Source organism: Pseudomonas sp. MF08875, from assembly GCF_059862525.1.
The window spans coordinates 1-18,554 of the sequence record NZ_JCBCUW010000033.1; the positions used below are offsets into that span (position 1 = coordinate 1).

Sequence of the window (18,554 nt, forward strand, 5' to 3'; positions counted from 1 at the left end):
GACCGTCGAAGCCGTCAATCGGACAGTAGCGAGGATCAATCTACGCCCGCGCAAGCGCTTGGGCTGGAAGACGCCGTACGAAGTGCATACAGGGGTGAGCGTTGCACTTATGTGTTGAATTCAGGAGACTTTTCATAAGGATTCGCGTCAAAAAAACGATAGAAAAGCATGGAACGTAGCTGGTTTGATGGACCACTTGGCGCGATATAACAAGGCCCCGCGCTAGATGGATACTAATTAGTGATCCGCCCCACAATTTGTTGGCACTCAACGACTGCTATTGGCCGACTTCTGCCTAATGCGACAGGCTCAATGCGGCCAAATGCAGCCCACTAAAAGTGGGCTGAAATTCCTCTCAGTATTCGGAATGTAAGGCTGTATCTGCTTTGTAAAGTGGCGCGGCAAAAGCGAGTTATCTTCGTCTTTGCCGATCTCTTCGATGTAAAGATTTCTTAGCCCAACGGCAGTTTTGGCAGGCTGTTTAGTGGAAGCTGCACCAGCTAATTTTTTGTAGGAGTTGGACGTACTTAATGAACTGCGTGGGGGGGATGTCATTCTGTACCGCCGAAATGGGCACAATTCGGTGGATCGGTAAAGTGCGATCCACCCTACGCAGGACCGCGTTAGTGCTTGAACATCACATGGCGGATGGCCGTGTAGTCCTCAAGCCCATACATGGACATGTCCTTGCCATAGCCGGACAGTTTCACACCGCCGTGGGGCATTTCGCTGACCAGCATGAAGTGCGTGTTGACCCAGGTGCAGCCGTACTGCAAACGCGCCGACAGGCGATGGGCGCGGCCGACATCGCTGGTCCACAACGAGGAGGCCAGGCCGTAGTCGGAGTCGTTGGCCCAGGCCAGCACCTGCGCTTCGTCGTCGAACGGGGTGACGGAAACCACCGGGCCGAACACTTCGCGGCGAACGATCTCGTCGTCCTGGCGGGCGCCGGCCAGCACGGTCGGCTCGAAGAAGAAGCCGGGGCCGTCGACCGCATTACCACCAGTGATCACGCTGATATGCGGTAGTGCTTTGGCGCGGTCGACCATGCCCACGACTTTCTGGCGGTGCTGTTCGGTGATCAGCGGGCCGAGTTCGGTACCTTCGTCGTCCTGCAGGCCGTACTTGATGCTGCTCACCGCCGCGCCGAGCTTGGCCACGAACTGCTCGTAGATGCCTTTCTGCGCGTAGATGCGGCAGGCGGCGGTGCAATCCTGGCCGGCGTTGTAGAAGCCGAAGGTGCGGATGCCTTCCACAGCGGCGTCGATGTCGGCATCGTCGAAGATGATTACCGGGGCCTTGCCGCCCAACTCCATGTGCATGCGCTTAACGGTGTCGGCGGTGCTGCTGATGATGGCCGAGCCGGTGGGGATCGAGCCGGTCAGCGAGACCATGCGCACTTTCGGGTGATTAGTCAGCGGTGCACCGACGCTCGGGCCGCGGCCGAAGACGATGTTGACCACGCCGGCGGGGAAGATCTCGGCGAGGAATTCGGCCAGTTTCAGTGCGGTCAGCGGGGTCTGCTCGGACGGTTTGAGCACCACGCAGTTGCCTGCGGCCAGTGCTGGGCCAAGTTTCCAGGCGGCCATCATCAGCGGGTAGTTCCAGGGCGCGATGGAGGCGATCACGCCCAGCGGGTCGCGGCGGATCATCGAGGTGTGACCCTGCAGGTATTCACCGGCCGCCGAGCCGCTCATCACCCGGCTGGCACCGGCGAAGAAGCGGAACACATCGGCGATGGCTGGCAGTTCGTCGTTCAATGCAGCGCTGTAGGGCTTGCCGCAGTTGTTGGACTCCAGGCGGGCGAGTTCTTCGGCGTGGGCGTCGATCTTGTCGGCCAGCTGCAGCAGCAGGGTGGCGCGATCCTTGGGTGTGGTCTGCGACCAGCTGTCGAAGGCGGCATCGGCGGCGCGTACGGCGGCATCGACCTGGGCTGCACTGGCTTCGTTGATTTCAACCAGGGTGGTACCTAGGGAGGGGTTGAGCACGGCCTGCAGAGTGCCTTCGCCTGTGACCAGCTGGCCATTGATCAGTAGTTTGGTTTGCATGGATTCTTCCTTTGCTTATAGCCAGCAACGGCTCAGGAGACGTTGCTAGCTGGTTGCTCACTCGTTCCGCTAGGGTCAGGCGGCCTGGCTCGTTAATGATGGCTGCAGCAGTTCGGGCAGTTCCGATATCAGCTCGACCTCCGCTTCTTTCATGCGTACGAAGTAATGCATGGGTGGTAGTAGGGTCCATACGAAGCAACCTGGCAGCATGCGTACATGCAAGCTAAGCCTGCCTTGCTCGCTGCTCAGGTTTACCTGTTCGGTATCCAGCTTGCGCAGTTGCTCAGCCAAACATGGGCGTTGGCTCAACCAGCTCGTCAGGGCAGGTTGAGCGCTTTTCCAGCTGCGCTTGTTGGTCCAGCGCGCATGCCCGTCAGGTGCTTCGCTAGCGGCTATCTCATAGCGCAAATCTAATTTGTAGATGCGGCTAAAGAACTGGCGTCGGACGTAATAACTCAGTTGCCGGTCAATGCCTGACAGGCAATCGCTTGCCTGCAAGATGGCGTGCTCCGACGGCTTGCAGCCGAACTGCTTGCACAGCTGCTGGAAGGCATGCTGCGCGCGACGTTCCACATTGCCGAAGATATTCATTTCAACGTTGTTCCAGTGGTTTGTCTGTCGCTTGCAACAACGGACTTGTGGTTGCGGGCGACTCGCTGCGCTCGGCCTGGGCCAGGTCGTAGAGCTGCTCGAGCGGTACTGGGCGAAAGAGAGGGATGCGCTTATAACGCAACCAGCAGACGGCATAGACCACGATAGCCAACATGAATCCGCCCGAGATAGCGTAAATGCGCAGCTTCATCTCGCTGTCTGGGTGGATGGTCAGGATCATATAAAGGCATGCGGCTATACCTATGATCTGTGGCAGTGGGAACAGTGGGGTACGGAAGGGCCGCTCGATATTAGGGTAGCGACGACGCAGGATCATGACGTTGACCTGAGCAATCACATAGGAAAGCAGCCAGGTGACGCAGGATGCCAGAATCAACGTGGCGATCAGCTCCATGTCGATGCTCAACAGGAACGGGATGCACAGCAGGATGAACACCGCGATGATGCCAACCCAAGGTGTGCGAAAGCGCGGGTGTACATAGGTGAATGCGTTGGGCAACAGGCCTTCACGGGCCAGGCCATAGAGCATGCGTGGCACAGCGGCAAGGTGCGAGCTGACCGAACTGGCGCTGGCCAGAACCGTGATCACCACAATGATTGCCGCACCCGCATGACCGAACATTGCACGCGCACCATCGACTTGTGGCGCAGTAGAGCCTTCAAGGATGTCCAGTGGTACATAGTGAGCAATGGCCTGACCGAACAGCATGTCTGCAACGAAGATAGTCAACAGGCCAAACAGCATCGCTTTAGGAATGGTTTTTTCTGGTTCGATGACTTCTTCTGCCATCGGCGCGACGTATTCGATACCAACAAACAACCAGATACCCAGGGCCAACGACTGGAACACCACCTCCCAACCTTTGGGGTTGAAGGGTACGGCCTGAATTTCGTTGACCGTACCGATGCTCAGCAGGCCCATCAGGCCCATGATGGATGTGCCGATAATCATTGAGCCGGTGATTAGCACCTGGACCGAGCCGAACACGCCGACGCCCATCAGATTGATGATCAGAAACAGCACAAGCATGGTGACAGCCACGAGAGTCGCGCTGACCGAAGGCAACATGCTTTGCACGGCGAGCCCAGCAGTTATTGACTCCATCGCGCCTGCCGCAGAGACCAGCACAATGTAGCCGCCCAGCACACTGACGATTGCCATGAAAGGACCCATGGCGATCAAGGTGTAATCGCCGATCATGCCGGCACCCGGCATAAATGACGACAGTTCGGAGTAGGAGAAAGACACCAAGATACTGACGAACATGGCGATCAGTGCGCTGACAATAAAGGCTGGCCCAACTAGTCCCATGCTGTAGCCAAGAGAAACCATGGTGGTGCCGGCGACGACGAGCCCGGTGCAGGTGGCGAACGCGCGCCAGAAGCCGAGCGTCCTGTTTAGGGAAGTAGATGACATGAATGCAGCCTCGGTTAGTGTTGGTAGGCTTGGCGGATGATGGTCAGGTAGCTGTCCACGCTCATCGGCTTGGCATTGCTGCTGTCGGACATGTTGCTTTTGGATTTTTCGGCAATAGCCTGGAAGTCCTCTTCACGCACTCCTGCCACTTTGCTGAAGCGCGGAATGCCCAGCTCTTTGCTCATGCTGAACAATTGCTCTACTGCGCGCTCGGCGGCTGTGGCAGCGTCCAGAGTTGGGTCGATACCCAGGGCGTAGGCTACGTCGGCATGACGACGTAGGTCGGCATCGCGGTTATGACTGAACACGAAGGGCAGGAAAATCGCATTACCCACGCCGTGTGGCGTGTCGTACATGCCGCCGATGGCCTCGGAGATACAATGCACGCTGGCGATGTCGGCATTGCCGAATGCCATGCCGGCAATCAGACTGGCGATCAGCATTTGCTCGCGGGCGGCCTGGTTCTCCGGTTCTTGTACGGCGGCCTTGAGGTTTTGGCTGATCAAGCGGATGGCGTGCAGGGCAAGACCGTCGCTGATGGGATTGGCAAGCTTACAGGTGTAGGCCTCAATCGCATGAGTCAGGGCATCCATGCCCGTGCTTGCGGCTATAGCGGGCGGCAGGGTAGCGGTGATATCCGAGTCGAGCAGGGCAAGGACCGGACCGATGCGGTAGTCCAAAATACTCATCTTGAACTGACGCTGGGTGTCGGTGATTACCGAAAAGAAGGTAACTTCACTGCCGGTGCCAGCGGTTGTCGGGATGGCAATGATTGGCAGTGCAGGGGTCTTGAGGGTAAAGGCACCTTCGTAGTCCTCAACATTGCCCTCGTGGGTCAGCAGCACGCTGATAGCCTTTGCTGCATCCATCGCGCTGCCGCCCCCTACGGCGAGCACACCATCGATGCCCTGACCGCGATATTTCTGAGCCGTGGCGTTGCAATCGTCACTGCGGGGGTTGGGTTTGACGTCGCATACCTCAGCATAGCGGACCTGCGCTGCGTCGAGGCTGGTGTAGATACTTTCTAGCAAGCCCGCGCGCTTGACCCCCGCGTCGGTCACCAACAATACGTGCCGCAGACCCAGTTCCTTCAGGTGTTCCCCGGTGCGCGCCCGCAACCCTGCCTGCATGACGATTTTCGTTGGTAGTAAAAACTGAAAGTTCATGGTCGTTTTACTCCTTGGCCTTTAAGGCTCTTTATTTGATGTTTAATAACTCAACGTAAGGTGCGTGTTTGATTGGCGTAGGGGGCGACATGGCTATGCATGGTTATGTACAGGCTTTTCGTTGAGCGATTTTAGGTGCCTAACATAAGCAGCAAGACCTAGATCATCACCAGCATCGCTATAGCGTTATTAAGTCGAGCGAGAGAGCTACAGTAAGCTCGGCGAAAGCGGTAATGATGTCGAACTGGACTCCGCACAGAGTGCCTTAAGGAGTTGGCCACACAGTGCTGTAACGAAGGTGAGCAGTGCGATGAGTACTGCGGTTGAATGCGCTGACATTGCGATTCCCTCTTCTTGTGGACTGTTATAGGGGCAGTAAAATGTCGTTCGGCGTAACGCAGCCGAGCGGGTGACGTCAGTCTAATTGTTGTCCGTGACGCGCCATGATGTGACGCACCACGCTGTAATCCTGCAACGAGTCGCTGGACAGGTCCTTGCCGTAGCCCGATCGTTTAAGTCCACCGTGGGGCATTTCGCTGGCCAGCATGAAGTGGGTGTTGATCCAGGTGCAGCCGTACTGCAAACGTCCAGCGACCTGCATGGCTTTATCCAGATTTTGCGTCCAGACCGAGCTGGCCAGGCCGTACTCGGAGTCGTTGGCCCAGTCCAGCGCCTGGCTTAACTCGTTGAAACGGGTGACGGTAACCACCGGGCCGAACACTTCGCGCTGGACGATCTCGTCGCTTTGCTTGCAGCCGGCCAGCAGGGTCGGCTGATAGTAGAAGCCCGCGCCGGAATGCACGGCCGCACCGGTCACGCGCTCGATATGCGGCTGCCCAAGGGCGCGCTCGACGAAACTTGCCACGCGGTCGCGCTGGCGAGCGCTGATCAGTGGGCCGATCTCGTTGTCGCTGTCTTTCTTGCGGGCGAAACGGATGCTTGATACGGCTTCGCCCAGCTCGGCGACCAGACGATCGTGAATGCCGGCCTGGGCATAGATGCGGCAGGCAGCGGTGCAGTCCTGGCCGGCATTGTAGTAGCCGTGAGTGCGTACGCCCTGCACTACGGCTTCGAGGTCGGCGTCGTTGCAGACGATCACCGGCGCCTTGCCGCCCAGTTCTAGGTGCGTGCGTTTTAGCGTTCGCGCGGCGCTCTGCAGGATCTTCTGCCCGGTGACGATATCGCCGGTCAGCGACACCATACGCACTCGTGGGTGGCCGACCAGTTGGCTGCCGACCCCTTCGCCGCCGCCACATATGATGTTCAGCACGCCAGCCGGGAGGATCTGCGCCAGCACCGGAGCCAAGGCCAGGATCGACAGCGGGGTATGTTCCGAGGGTTTGAACACCAGCGTATTACCGGCGGCCAGGGCCGGAGCGATCTTCCACGCGGCCATCATCAGTGGGTAGTTCCATGGCGCAATCGAGGCGACCACGCCCACCGGGTCACGGCGTACCATGCTGGTATGACCGGGCACGTATTCGCCGGCCAGTTGGCCCTGTTGGCAACGCACGGCGCCGGCAAAGAAGCGGAACACATCAGCGGTGGCGTGAATGTCGTCCTGGCGCGCTAAGTGTAGCGGCTTGCCGCAGTTCAGCGATTCTAGGCGCGCCAGCTGGTCGGCGTTCTGTTCGATGGCGTCGGCAATTGCCAGCAGCGCCGTGGCGCGTTGTGCCGGGGTGGTGCGGGACCAGCCAGCGAAGGCACGGTGGGCGGCCTGTACGGCCGCTTCCACCTGCTCCAGCGACGCTTCGGCAATTCGGGTCAGCACTTCGCCAGTGGCGGGATTGATGATGGCCTCTGCCAAACCTTCCCCGGCGACCAGGTGGCCGTCGATCAGCAATGCGCTGTACAGGGTGGGTTCGGACATCTTCGGGCTTCTTCTTTTGTTTTCTGCCTGCATGACGACTCCAATGCTGCGTGGAACCTCTGCGTTTATAGGGTCCTGAGACTAGGGCCATGCACAGAGGTCGACAAATTCTTAAAAACGAAAGCTGCGTTCGATTAAATAGATATCTTGCGATTGTGCGATTGCTCGCGCGCCACACTGAGGAAGGGATCGACCAGTGCCGGCCGCGCCGTGCCGCGACGCCAGGCCAAGCCGACATCAAGCGGCTCGCTCAGGTCAGCCAGCGGCAGGGCCTCAATGATGTCGCCTTCCAGCGACCAGGGGCGGTAGGTCATGTCCGGCTGGATCGACAGGCCAAGGCCCGCAGCTACCAGGCTGCGTACGGCTTCCACCGAAGCCGTACGCAGGGTGACATGCGGCGTCAGGCCGGCACGGGTCCAGATGCGCTGGGTGTGCAAGCCCATTTCGTCGGCGTTGAGCTGGATCAGCGGCTCGCCGGCCACATCGGCCAGGCTGATGCTGTCGCGCTCTAGCAGCGGGTGCCGCGCCGGCAACCACAGGCGATGCGGCGAGTGCGTCAGCACTTCGGTCTGCAGTGCGTGACGATCTTCCAGGTTGGACAAGATCAGCACGCCGACATCGATCTCGCCACTGACCAGCAGATGCTCGATATACGGTCGCTCATCCTCGACCACGCGGGTCTGCACGTTGGGGTAGGCGCGCTGGAAACGGGTGATCAGATCGGCCAGGTAGTAACCGGCGACCAGGCTGGTCACACCAATGGTCAGGCCGCCGGCCACCTTGTCGGTGCTCTGCTGCAGGCTGCGCTTGGCGTTATCCACCGTGGCCAGAATCAAGTGCGCCTGGCGCAGAAACTGATGTCCTTGGTGGGTCAAGCTCATGCCTTTAGCGTGTCGGTTGAACAGACAGACGCCGATTTCTTCCTCCAGTTGCTGGATGGCCAGGGTCAGGGTCGACTGGGAGATGAATACCGCTTGGGCGGCGGCAGAAATCGAGCCGGTCTCTGCAACCGCAATGAAATGGCGAATCTGGCGCAGGGTCATCATGCGAAGGTGGCTCGCTGTATTGGTTAGATGCCAATAACTATATTTTATCGAAACCTTATTGATTCATTCTTTTTAAACGAACGCCTATGACTTACTGCAATCTCCTATTGGCAGCCACAGAAAGGCACAAGCCATATAAGCGCTCTTTAAACCGAATTCACCGGGACAAGCGCTGCTTTCGGTAGACCTGACTTGCTGTGCAGCGACCAAAACCAAAAGCGGCGCGGCAATTCTAATGAGTGAGGCGCATGGCTCTGATCTGATCTCAGCTGCCTGGTCAAGATCAGGTAGTGGGGCCAGCAGCTCTGTCTAGTAGCGGCGCTTTAGCGTGGCCTTAGACGTATCGACATGACGATTTTTCCGCGCATGCGCGGAATTTTGAACAACTCAAAAAAATTAAAATTTACCTGACACGCAGCTCTACCCCAAAAACCGTGCACTTTGCTCTCCCACTACCAGGTAGTAGTCAAATAGTGAGAGCCAAGAAGATGCCAAATACATTCAATTAAGGACATGGGAGCTTCTGCGTCTGCGCGGAACTGGTAATGAAAAATCTCGGTCCGCGCTCATGTCCGAATGAGGGGTTTTGCGTTCCCACTATGAAGGTGGATCCTTTATAGAGCGGCAACCACATGAACCGACAAGCGCTAATTTCTCTAGCCACAGAGCAGGGCCAATCCGGCCAGGTAATCGGGCAAATGCTCGATGTTATTTGTGCACACCCTGACCTAATCGACTTGCCACGGATGATGACAGGGCTGCTACGCGTATTGCGCGTATCCGAGCTTGGCTCACCAATCAAAATAGGAAACTGTGATCCGCTCGTATGGCGAGAGGCATGCGAGTGGATCGTCTCGCTAAGCGGCCAACTCCATATCTCGGAGCGTTTGGGTAGCCGCTTCTGGTTGGGGACGCCTCCGCCTACTCGAAACCCTGTGCTGAGCAGGGGTGTGAAAACGTATGGGTTCCCGTACGCCGCGCTTTGGCATGCGCCACGAGATACGGAGAATGCACCAGACTACGACCGCCTGATTGCTCAGTTAGTAGCGGCAACGCAGAGCCCTAGTCAGTTTCCACTGTCTACCCAGCGCTATGCCGCGTTTCTAGATCTGAGGTGGCTGTGCGAAACGCGCCATCTGATCATTCCCCCCGAACTGAGAGTTTGGGGAACCACGTCCGGTTTCGTGGCGGCATGCCGAGGTTTCTCAGCACCCGACTCCAGGTCGGAAAATGCAGATAGATTCGCTTCAATTACCCGATTGGTCCGTTACAGCCAGGGAGAGGTGCCACAGATCAGGTCGAACGGGGGTGGCAGCCGCGGCAGACGAGGAAAATCCGATACTCCGGAGCTAACGCATTTCATTGCTGAGGACCATCATGGGTTTGCCCTGGGTGATCCAGATGATCCAGATCAGTTGCCTGGCCACTATCAGATTCTCACCAAATCACCAACGATTGATGAGGATGTTGATGGGCTGGCTCCAGATGAATTGAGTCCTGCTGCCGAGATCTGGGTACTGGACGATGACGGTATTGAGCGACCGTTCGTTGCTGACCTGCTAAGCCAGCAGGGTATCGAGAATCACATTGTACGGAGCCGGCAGCAGGTCCCGTTTACTTATGCCCAATTCACGCTTGCGGAGTTGAGAGATCTGCTTTTCGGTGCCAGCGATCTATTCATAGCATGTCGGCAAAAACTGAATCGCAACCAAGACTGCGAGCAGGTTCAGCTACGGATGGAGGCCATCCTGATGCTGCACCTCAGTCTGTGGCTCGGACAACCTCCAATCCATGTCGTTCAGTTGATAGTGGTTGATCGGGAGATGGACTGCTCCGATGGAGTGGCCTTGGTGAGAGGGGCGCCCGGGCAGTTCAGCGTAGGTGTTCGCCGTCCTGAGCTGGCAGGAAATGAGCGTTGGCAGGCCTCAGCTGGAGTCCGATCCGCACAGACTCGCCTGCTACTGCCTGATCTGGCCGGCAGCTCGGCGTTGATCGAAGCGCTACTGCGACATTTTCCTCGAGCATCCAATCGTGTTTTTACACATCAGACCGAAGCGCTGGTCACAGAGGCCAGAAGGGTTCTCGCGACCCTGGGTAAAGGCGACCCTAGGTATACCTTAGGTAAGGTAAGGAATTATTTGTTCCACCGGCTTGTCGCGGATACTCACGACATAGCCATCGCTGGGATGTTGTCTGGCGTTCGACTGCCATCTGCTCAGACGCCGCAGTACTACCTGCAGCCCAAGGCCAGCCATTTACGACGCATTTACAGTACGTCCCTAGGGCGGGTTCTACAACAGGTCTATGCCTGTGCTGGGCTGGCGTACGAATTGCCTGAGATGGATGAGATTGATCAGGGTGGGAGCGTAGGTGCGACGCACTGCCTGTTGCCCGAGACAATTTCAGCGAATGTGAGCGCCTTGGCGAGCATACTGCGTAAGAAGCCACCCTCTACTCTAGATGGCCAAATTGCTTGGCATAACGCGTACACGCAGTGGGTTGTGCAAATGTTCATGCTATCCACAGGTTGCCGGGCTATCCGCAACCCGCTGCGGTTCGTTGACGAATTCGATCCGCTGCTGAGGATGGGCGCTATAGCTGATAAGGACAGTGGCGATCGGCACATGAGCCGGCTGGTCTGCGTGCCTGAAATGCTGCAACGGCAATTGGCCCACTACTTCGCACATTGCGCGGCGATCTCGAAAACCCTTCTCTCTGCCACCGTGGAAGGTGACGAGCGATGGTTCCGCGGCTTCCTCCTCTCGCACAGTGAGAGCGGAGTCCGCCGCATAGAGATCAGGCCCGCCACCCTGTACCTACATATGGAGCAAGTGGCTGGCTATATCCCGCACCGCATTAACGCCTACCGGAAGTTTATCCGCACAGAACTGTTCGAGCGTGGCTGCCCTGCAGAGGCGCTAGCCGCATTCATGGGCCACTGGCTGCGCGGAGAAGAGCCGCAAGATCACTATTCCTCGTTTTGCCCCGCAGCCTATGCCGAAGAAATGAGCAGTTGGATTACGCGGCTGTTGAAATCACTGGGCTGGTACGTACAGGGGAGCCGATGGGGTGTGGTGCGATGAATATGTCACGCCTGAATGACCAGCAGATCGAGTATCTGTGGTCCGCAGCTCCTCATGAGCCGGACTGGAAAAGAGAAATGCGTGAGCGCCTGAGGCTGATCGCTGGGAATTGCGGGGTGCCGCTGGGCCAGTGGTTACTGGGTACACGTGCCATTCGAGAAGTTACGGTTGAGCATGTGCGCGAATTGGAGGCCCAGCTAGGTACTGACCACACGCTGCGCAACATGCTGCGCAGCATTACTCGGCGGGTGCGTATTCAGCTCCCGGGGTTTCCGCTGGCGCGTCTGGCTATTGCAGTTGATCGGTCAGCAAACCCGATCAATCCGGATCTGTACACCGCTGAGCGATTACGTCTCAGTCGTCAGTTGCTCCAGGCCATGCAGAATGGATTCAGACGGGAGCTCGACTCCCTGTGTCCTGCAGAGCGAGTCGGCCTATTCCTGATGAGTGCCTCGTATGGCGGTGGCCTGATGGAAGTCGCGCAACTGAATGCTCTCGTTTCGGTGTCCCTCGAGCAGATCGACTGGCTTGCGGGCTTGCCTGAGATCAGGCTGCCGTTACCCATTCGTGGCAAGGCGGAGGCTGAGTGCCGGCAATGGTTTCCGGACCCGGCCACGCTCGCCCTGATGTTTCGGTGCGCGGATGACCTCCTGGCTCTGAAGGAGCAGCTGCAGCCTAAGGGCGGCAAGATCCGATGCGTCCGGGCGTTTTTAACGTCAGTTGGGGTATCTGGTTGCGATCTTCCAAGCAGTTTGACTGGGCTACTAGATTTACTGCGCCTACAGATGCAGTTACGCCTGCCTCAGATAATGGTCAATTTTGCCTGCCGGCAGAAGTTTGTTTCCCAGTCTCTGCGCCCCTCGTCATGGGGCGAGCTGTTTGGGCTAATCGGACTAGAGGACCCTGCTGATGCGTATGGAGGCAGCACCGGAGGTGCGACTGAGGTACAGGAGAAGGAGGACGCGCCTGGCTGGCTAATGGAGCTATGCCAGCAGATTCGTGCCGACCTACCTATCCAGTCGGATCAGCATGCCGGGGAGCATGAAACCCTAGTGAAGGAGTGGGCGGGCTTTATGCTGTCTGGGGGCTCGCTGTATGGCCACGTTATAGGACGGTCAACGGTAGCCCGCTATGTTCGGCTGCTTGGGGGCGCTCTGACGCAGCTGGATGGTCTGACGATTTTCAGGCTGGAGCCAGATGCTTTGGAAAACGTCTACGAAGGTCTACTCGAGGCCCAGCCCACGGATGGCAAGCGTCGGGTTTTGGCCAAGGGGATTTATGAGTTTCATACGTTCCTAGAGCGTCGCTACCACTTTCCTCCGATTAGTCCATATGCAGTGCTGGGTATCGGTCAGGAAGTTGTAAGCGTGGATGCACGTATCCTCTCCGAAGATCAATATCAGGCGGTTTTGCGCGCCTTGGACATCTGTGGACTGGAGTTGCGAACGCCGCGCCTAGTGACTGCTGCCAAACTGTTTCTAGTTCTTGGATTTCGACTTGGTCTGCGACGCAACGAAGCTCTAAAGCTGCGGCTATGCGATATCCATCTGCCTCAGCTAGCAGCAGATGCCAGCAAGCGCATTCATCAAAGTCACCCAAACATGCGCAAGTTAACGCTGGCGGAACTGCTTGATCTGGATTTGCCCGTTGACCTGCTCGTGCGCCCCCACGCACAGCGTGGCCTTAAAACCCAGAACTCGGTCAGGAGGCTGCCGCTTCGAATGCTGCTGGGGCCTGACGAGTTTACGTTATTGATGAGCTGGTATCAGCAACGTCAGATTGAGGAAAGCGAGAGGGATTATTCGGAGTTTCTGTTCTGCATCCCGGAGCTGAAAACACAGTGGATAAGCGAAAGCATGCTGCTGCCGGCTTTGCATGCGTGCATGCGTTCGGTCACGGGGTCGCAGTTGATTCATTACCACCATCTACGCCACTCATGCGCTACCTGGTTGATGCTCAAACTGACGGGATTGATCACTGATGTGTCGCCAAGTCTGATTTTCGGTGATTTACCGCAAACCAGCCGGTGGCTACAGGATCTTGGTAGGTTGCGTAGTGAGCTGGTACTCCTTAATGGCGGGCCCACACGACGCATTGTTCATATTGTCAGTGCCCTGCTTGGTCATGGCAGCCCCAAGACCACATTGCTGCACTATGTTCACTGCCTGCCACAGATCCTGGCACTAGCCTGGCAGTGGAACCCCAAAGCTTGGCAGTTCAGTGCACATAACGTCGCCTCGATTGCTCGAGTGAGTCTCCCCTCGAAGGCTGGGACCTCGGATGCCGAGCACCTGTTGAAGATAATTGGCCGGATCAAGCAGCTCAAAGCCGATAAGTGGGCTCGGCAAGCTGCCGTGCAAATACAAACGAAGAAGATTGAGAATTACTGGGCGATCGGGCGAATTCAAACGATCGAGTCGATGCTGGCCTATGCCTCATATGCCGAACAGATAGGTCGAGAGGTCAATCTCGACTGGGTCGAGTTTGCTGCCGAGGAGCGCGCGCTAATGTTGGAGCGGGCACGCTATATCCGCGGCATGCAGCAGCGTCCTGGAGCAAACGATCCAAGGCCGAAACATAGGCTGCAACAAGTACTTCATGCAGACGATCCATCATATCTGTCGCTGCTGCCCTCGCCTCCGAGACATGGCGGACGGAAGGCCGTGACCGAGTACGCACAGCGCCTGTACGAGCTGCTCGAAGGCCCTGACAGCGAACGCGCTCAGCGCGTGATTGATGATTTTGTTGAGCGCTGCTGGAAGACGGAAACCACGCTGCGATTCCGGCGCGACCGTGACGAGGAACATGCTCAAGACTATCTGTGGCTGCTCGCTGCCATAGGTATTCCCGCCCGATCTATCGAGCTGATCGTCTACGACACCAACAAACCGAAGATCACTAAGTCGTACTGGCGTCAGCAACTCGGGAACACTCGCCGGCCGTTCAGTGAGAACGCGCCAGAGAGCAATGATGTAGCGAATCTACAATTGGGTATCAGGGCGAAGCTTGAGTTGAAGGGTGAGGCAAAGCAGAACCATCACTCCGGCGCTGCCTTGCGCTACTTGATGCTGATGGCCTCCATCGACTGGCATTTCCGTGCCTGAGTATTTTTCCGCTAACAATGTCACCCCTTATTCAAAGGGATTATTCATGGTCTAAATTCTAGCCGCATCTCTTGCGTTGCGGTTCCTAGCTTCTTGAGCACAGGCCAGAGTTGGCTAGTTATACTTCACAAACGAGTGAGCGAACCCGATACTGCATAAGCCGATGCTCACAGAAACCTGCTCCAATTGTTTACGCACGAAAAGCTAACAGATCGACCCGCTTACTACAGGCCTCTATGGTTGTCACCCACAATGACCGGGAGGTGCCCTAAGTGGATGATCAGCTCAATTGATGCAGGATTGCTCGCAACAACCATGGGTGACATATTTTGGTTGCTTGACCGGATTGCTTACGGCCCAGCGGAATAACGCCCTCGCCTCTATGAGTAAAGCCAGATGGATAGCTCATCGAGGTTGCTGACCACAATCTGCTGGGCGCTGGCCTTGGTCTGCACTTTATGCGGATCAATCTGGTAGCGCTGTAGCACGTACTGCACCAGCGCCCCGCGAGTCGCCACTTTCAGCTGTCCGGCCTGCATCCCAAAGTCTACCTCGATGATGCTGCGTTGGTCGGGTTTTAGCCGAGGGTCGGGCTCAATCACCACCTCGACCTCACGATTCCAACCGTCGTCAGCATCGCGGACTTGGTCCGACTCACCAAGCACGTCCAGCTCACCCCTGAATCGACTCAAGACAAAATCTCGGTAGTCGCGGTTCTTTTCGCAGTAAGCCCGCACGTGCCAGCGCATACCCGTGTAAACCAGGGTATGCGGTGCGATCAGGCGTGTTTCGGCTACAGGATTGGCCAAAGAAACGTAGTCGCACTCAAGACGTAACCCCTCGCGACAGGCACGCAAAAGCGGGCGTAGGACTTCGGGCCTAACCGAGCGATCAGGCACATTCAGCACTTCGGTATGCGCGTAAGCCAGCGCTAAGCCTTCGATATGTGGTGCCCGCTCGCTGTTTTGGTTCAGTAAATGCAAATAGGCACTGGCGCTGTCATCAATGAATAGCGGGCTGAATCGGCGATTGGGTACATAGCCTTTGATGTGCTTGTCGTAGTCCAAGTTGCCGGGCGCGTAGTCAGCCAGATAGCTGTTGATATCTTTCGAAGCTTGTTGCCGACTGATACCGAAGCTCTGCATCAAATGCCCCGTGGTCAAGCGTCCTTCCCACAACGCGATGGTCTCAATCAATCGGTACCGTAGTGCCAGATCCCAACGAACACTGGCTATGGATTGCTTGCGTTTCATACGGGGCATCCTGCTCGGAAAGTTTACCTGTTCATGTAACCAATATTTCTATGTCGTTAAACCTTACATAAGGTGTTGCTGGCAGTTCAATTCGATCTGCGAAAATTTCACGGGAGACCACATGGAGCCGTGGGTTTATGGAGAGCTAGTTATTCTCGCCCTCGCAGTTTCTGGATTGATTTGCCTGATCATGCAGCAAAAAAATCTGGCCATTCACGCTCTGCTCGCCGGCCAGACTCAAATAAGCGAGTTGCGCCGCCGCACGATCATTGGGCTAGAGCATGAAAACGCAGAGCTGAAAGCCATGCTTCGAGTACACGAGGCTCAGTTGCTACAGCTCTCAAAGCGCATTGAGTCAAACGAGTACACCCTGGCCAGCCAGACAAGAAATTAACGCTCTGATGGCTGTTTGCCTTTACCCACAAGGTCGGTCTGGATAATGTGACGGACGACACAGGCCACAACCCTATGAGGCAGTGCTAACCCTTCGCGCCAAGATTTGCGCAGAGATGGGCTGTGTCGTCACGGAGTCGGTATAGAAATGGATTGGGAATCGCTGTTAGACGAACTGTGGAGCTACGCTGCATCGGATCCAAACGAGCTGGAGACGAAGATCCGTTCGTGCCTGAAAGGCCACTCCTCGGAAGGCTTGCTCCAAGCTATTTCGCTTCTGCTGACTCAGGGGCAGCACGCCACAGCCAGAACACTCCTTACCGAATTCCTGAAAAGCCATCAGTCAGCGGATGATATCCAGCGCAGGCTTGAACTGATTCTTCATTTCAAAAAACATCGCGCCCCGCAGATGCTCTCGATCAAGAGCAAGCAACGCAGCAAAGAACTGCTCATCAAAGACGTCAACGAACTGGTCGCGTCTAGCAAATTGCAGGCTGCCGAGTCGCTTCTCCTAGAAGCCATTGAAACGGTTGAAGAGCCTGATTTCCTGAATCTGCTCAGCCGTGTGTACATGCTGCAACGCCGCCCCATAGATGGGGCAAAGGCCATGCAGCGGGCTCTCCTTTTGAAACGCCAACAGCAGGCCTTTGTCGAGATTGAGCCTGAAGAGTCGACAGACCACCTGCCAACAGACAGTGACCTGGCATTCCTCAATGACTCAGCCGAGCATCTGACTACCCTGGAAAGCCCATCAACTCCGACCAACAACGCGTTGACCGCGACCGCCGATGATTCGCTAACCTTCATTCAGAACACGGCTTCTCAATACCCCTCTTTGAAAACTGACGGCTGGTGGGAGGGCCAATCAGAATCAACGCCATCTGAAGCCTCAACACTCCACGATGAGCCCAAAGCCAGTGACGCGCCTGATAATGCTACGGCTGCTATAAACGACTCCTCCGATGAGCATTCGGCTGGGGATGAGAACGCCCAGCCCTTCGCGAAAACCATTCTCAAGCTTGCCCATCCACGAAAGGAGGCAGAGGCGGAAGAAGGGTTAGCCAAGGTCAAGATATTCAACAAATCGGGGCGCACAATAATCTCTGTCCAGCCAACAGGTTTGGGCGATGAAGAGCCATCGAGTTCTGATGAATCACTATTAAATCCAGACGATTCAGCAGCGACATCGTCAACCCCGGAGGTTCCTGCTTCTGAACCTCAACCTCACGATCAAATATCTGACGAAAATGATGAGGACGAGGATGCTGAAGACCTCGCGCTGAGTGATCTAGAACTAAATATCCCGGTTTCACCTCAGCTGCAATTGGGGCTTGAAGATCCTGAAGACCCCATCGACTTCGATCATGACTTACAGGATTTGTCGATTTACGAGCTTGGGACTGAGCAGGAAGACGGCAACCAGAATGATGTCAACGACTTCCGTGACCTGGATGACGACTATGCGGCATACGCCTTTGACCCAGATGAAATCTTTGACGGTGAGGAAGCTTCCATTCCCGAACCCGAAGATTGGCTTACAGGCAAAATATCTCGCGAAGACCGTGCACTTCAGAAAGCCGCTGAGCTGATCGGAAAGGCCAACTGGCCACTCAGCACACTGCCTCTGATCCAACAAATTTTCATCATGAGTGGCTGGGGACAGACTCGCTTAGCCCTTGAGAGAGAAATCGATAAAGGGCTCACCCCTGACGAGTTAATCCTGGCTGCTCATATCAAAGTGATCTGGTCTGAAAACGATATCTACTGGATCGCGTTTGATAAAACCGGCAGTAGCCGCCTTTCCCACTACGTACTGTCATGGCCGACAGCCTTGCTGATCGTCCGCTCTTTTGAATCTCTGCCTCAGGTGGAGGAAATCGAGGTCTTCCTCGAAAACCTCTTTACATCTTGGTACGAGAACATTGTCTTGCGTCGCGCATTTAAAGCCTTTGGCAGGTATCTGTGGTTCCGTTTTGCCAACCTAGAAGGTTGCTTACCTGCCAATCAGACCTTTGACTTCTGCGACCCTCACGAACTGCCTGCCGAGGAGTACAGCGACCTGGGTCTGTGCGACTCGCTGGAGTACGAGAAAACCGAGATTCTTAGGGCCTATGGCGTATTTCAAACCAAACACCCTCAGGAGCCTGGTTGCTACTTCAGTGACAAGCCGCCAGTAGTAGAAACGCCGTCGGTCAATGCCGAAAATCGCTCGAAGAAACAGCCTGAAGACGCTGAAATGCCTAGCGACATTGAGTCCGAGGAACAGAGCATTGACGATGATGTTGATGAAGTACCGCCTCAATGGTCAGCAGCGTCGCTCGCATCTTCCTTGCACACACAACATACCGACCAACCCTCACCAAACATTGAGCCGTAGGATAAAGGACTAGCCCATGAAGCCCCTCAGACTTACCCATGTTCCAGGTTGCTGGGTCAGCCAAGCATTGCCCAGCGGCCAGAGTGAGCGCCGGGGCATCGTCAAAATGGCCATTGCTAAAGAGGCCGAAGATCAGCTTCAGGTTCACTGGTTTAGCCCAGAGAAGAAGCTGGGCTATGTCGATG

11 protein-coding genes and 1 pseudogene are annotated in these 18,554 nt (G+C 56.3%); 5 read left to right on the top strand and 7 right to left on the bottom strand.

Going from position 1 to position 18,554, the window contains the following annotated elements; genetic code table 11:
• Positions 1-118: pseudogene (locus AC19YT_RS18750) on the top strand (IS30 family transposase); the annotation flags it as partial.
• 505 nt (positions 119-623) lie between these two features.
• Here AC19YT_RS18750 and AC19YT_RS18755 read toward each other — a convergent pair.
• The 6 genes from AC19YT_RS18755 to AC19YT_RS18780 all read right to left on the bottom strand — a co-directional run bounded on the left by AC19YT_RS18755 (position 624) and on the right by AC19YT_RS18780 (position 8,159).
• Positions 624-2,048: a gamma-aminobutyraldehyde dehydrogenase gene (locus AC19YT_RS18755; protein WP_146537873.1), complete on the bottom strand. Its 1,425-nt coding sequence runs from the start codon at positions 2,046-2,048 to the stop codon at positions 624-626.
• A gap of 75 nt (positions 2,049-2,123) precedes the next feature.
• Positions 2,124-2,639, bottom strand: a complete 516-nt coding sequence (locus AC19YT_RS18760; RefSeq protein ID WP_500610790.1) for a DUF3156 family protein — start codon at positions 2,637-2,639, stop codon at positions 2,124-2,126.
• A gap of 1 nt (position 2,640) precedes the next feature.
• On the bottom strand, positions 2,641-4,077 hold the full coding sequence (locus tag AC19YT_RS18765; RefSeq protein WP_500610791.1) for an APC family permease: 1,437 nt from the start codon (positions 4,075-4,077) through the stop codon (positions 2,641-2,643).
• 14 nt (positions 4,078-4,091) lie between these two features.
• Entirely contained in the window at positions 4,092-5,243 is a 1,152-nt protein-coding gene (locus AC19YT_RS18770) for an iron-containing alcohol dehydrogenase (RefSeq protein WP_500610792.1), read from the bottom strand.
• A gap of 415 nt (positions 5,244-5,658) precedes the next feature.
• Complete coding sequence (locus AC19YT_RS18775; protein WP_390891945.1) at positions 5,659-7,113, bottom strand: gamma-aminobutyraldehyde dehydrogenase; 1,455 nt, start codon at positions 7,111-7,113, stop codon at positions 5,659-5,661.
• Positions 7,114-7,247: 134 nt separating this feature from the next.
• Positions 7,248-8,159, bottom strand: coding sequence for a LysR family transcriptional regulator (locus AC19YT_RS18780; RefSeq protein ID WP_280085702.1), 912 nt, complete (start codon positions 8,157-8,159; stop codon positions 7,248-7,250).
• A 1,415-nt stretch (positions 8,160-9,574) separates the two neighbouring features.
• Here AC19YT_RS18780 and AC19YT_RS18785 point away from each other — a divergent pair.
• Complete coding sequence (locus tag AC19YT_RS18785) at positions 9,575-11,242, top strand: hypothetical protein (RefSeq protein WP_500610793.1); 1,668 nt, start codon at positions 9,575-9,577, stop codon at positions 11,240-11,242.
• Entirely contained in the window at positions 11,239-14,346 is a 3,108-nt protein-coding gene (locus AC19YT_RS18790) for a site-specific integrase (RefSeq protein WP_500610794.1), read from the top strand. Before AC19YT_RS18785 ends, AC19YT_RS18790 begins: the two co-directional genes overlap by 4 nt.
• A 380-nt stretch (positions 14,347-14,726) precedes the next feature.
• On the opposite strand, the gene AC19YT_RS18795 is transcribed toward AC19YT_RS18790, so the two are convergent.
• Entirely contained in the window at positions 14,727-15,599 is an 873-nt protein-coding gene (locus AC19YT_RS18795) for a helix-turn-helix transcriptional regulator (protein ID WP_500610795.1), read from the bottom strand.
• A 121-nt stretch (positions 15,600-15,720) separates the two neighbouring features.
• Between AC19YT_RS18795 and AC19YT_RS18800 the strand changes: the two genes are divergently transcribed.
• Positions 15,721-15,993 carry a hypothetical protein gene (locus AC19YT_RS18800; RefSeq protein WP_500610796.1) on the top strand — a complete coding sequence of 91 codons (273 nt, stop codon included), beginning with the start codon at positions 15,721-15,723 and terminating at the stop codon, positions 15,991-15,993.
• Positions 15,994-16,140: 147 nt separating this feature from the next.
• On the top strand, positions 16,141-18,369 hold the full coding sequence (locus AC19YT_RS18805) for a hypothetical protein (protein WP_500610797.1): 2,229 nt from the start codon (positions 16,141-16,143) through the stop codon (positions 18,367-18,369).
• Positions 18,370-18,554: the final 185 nt, after the last annotated feature.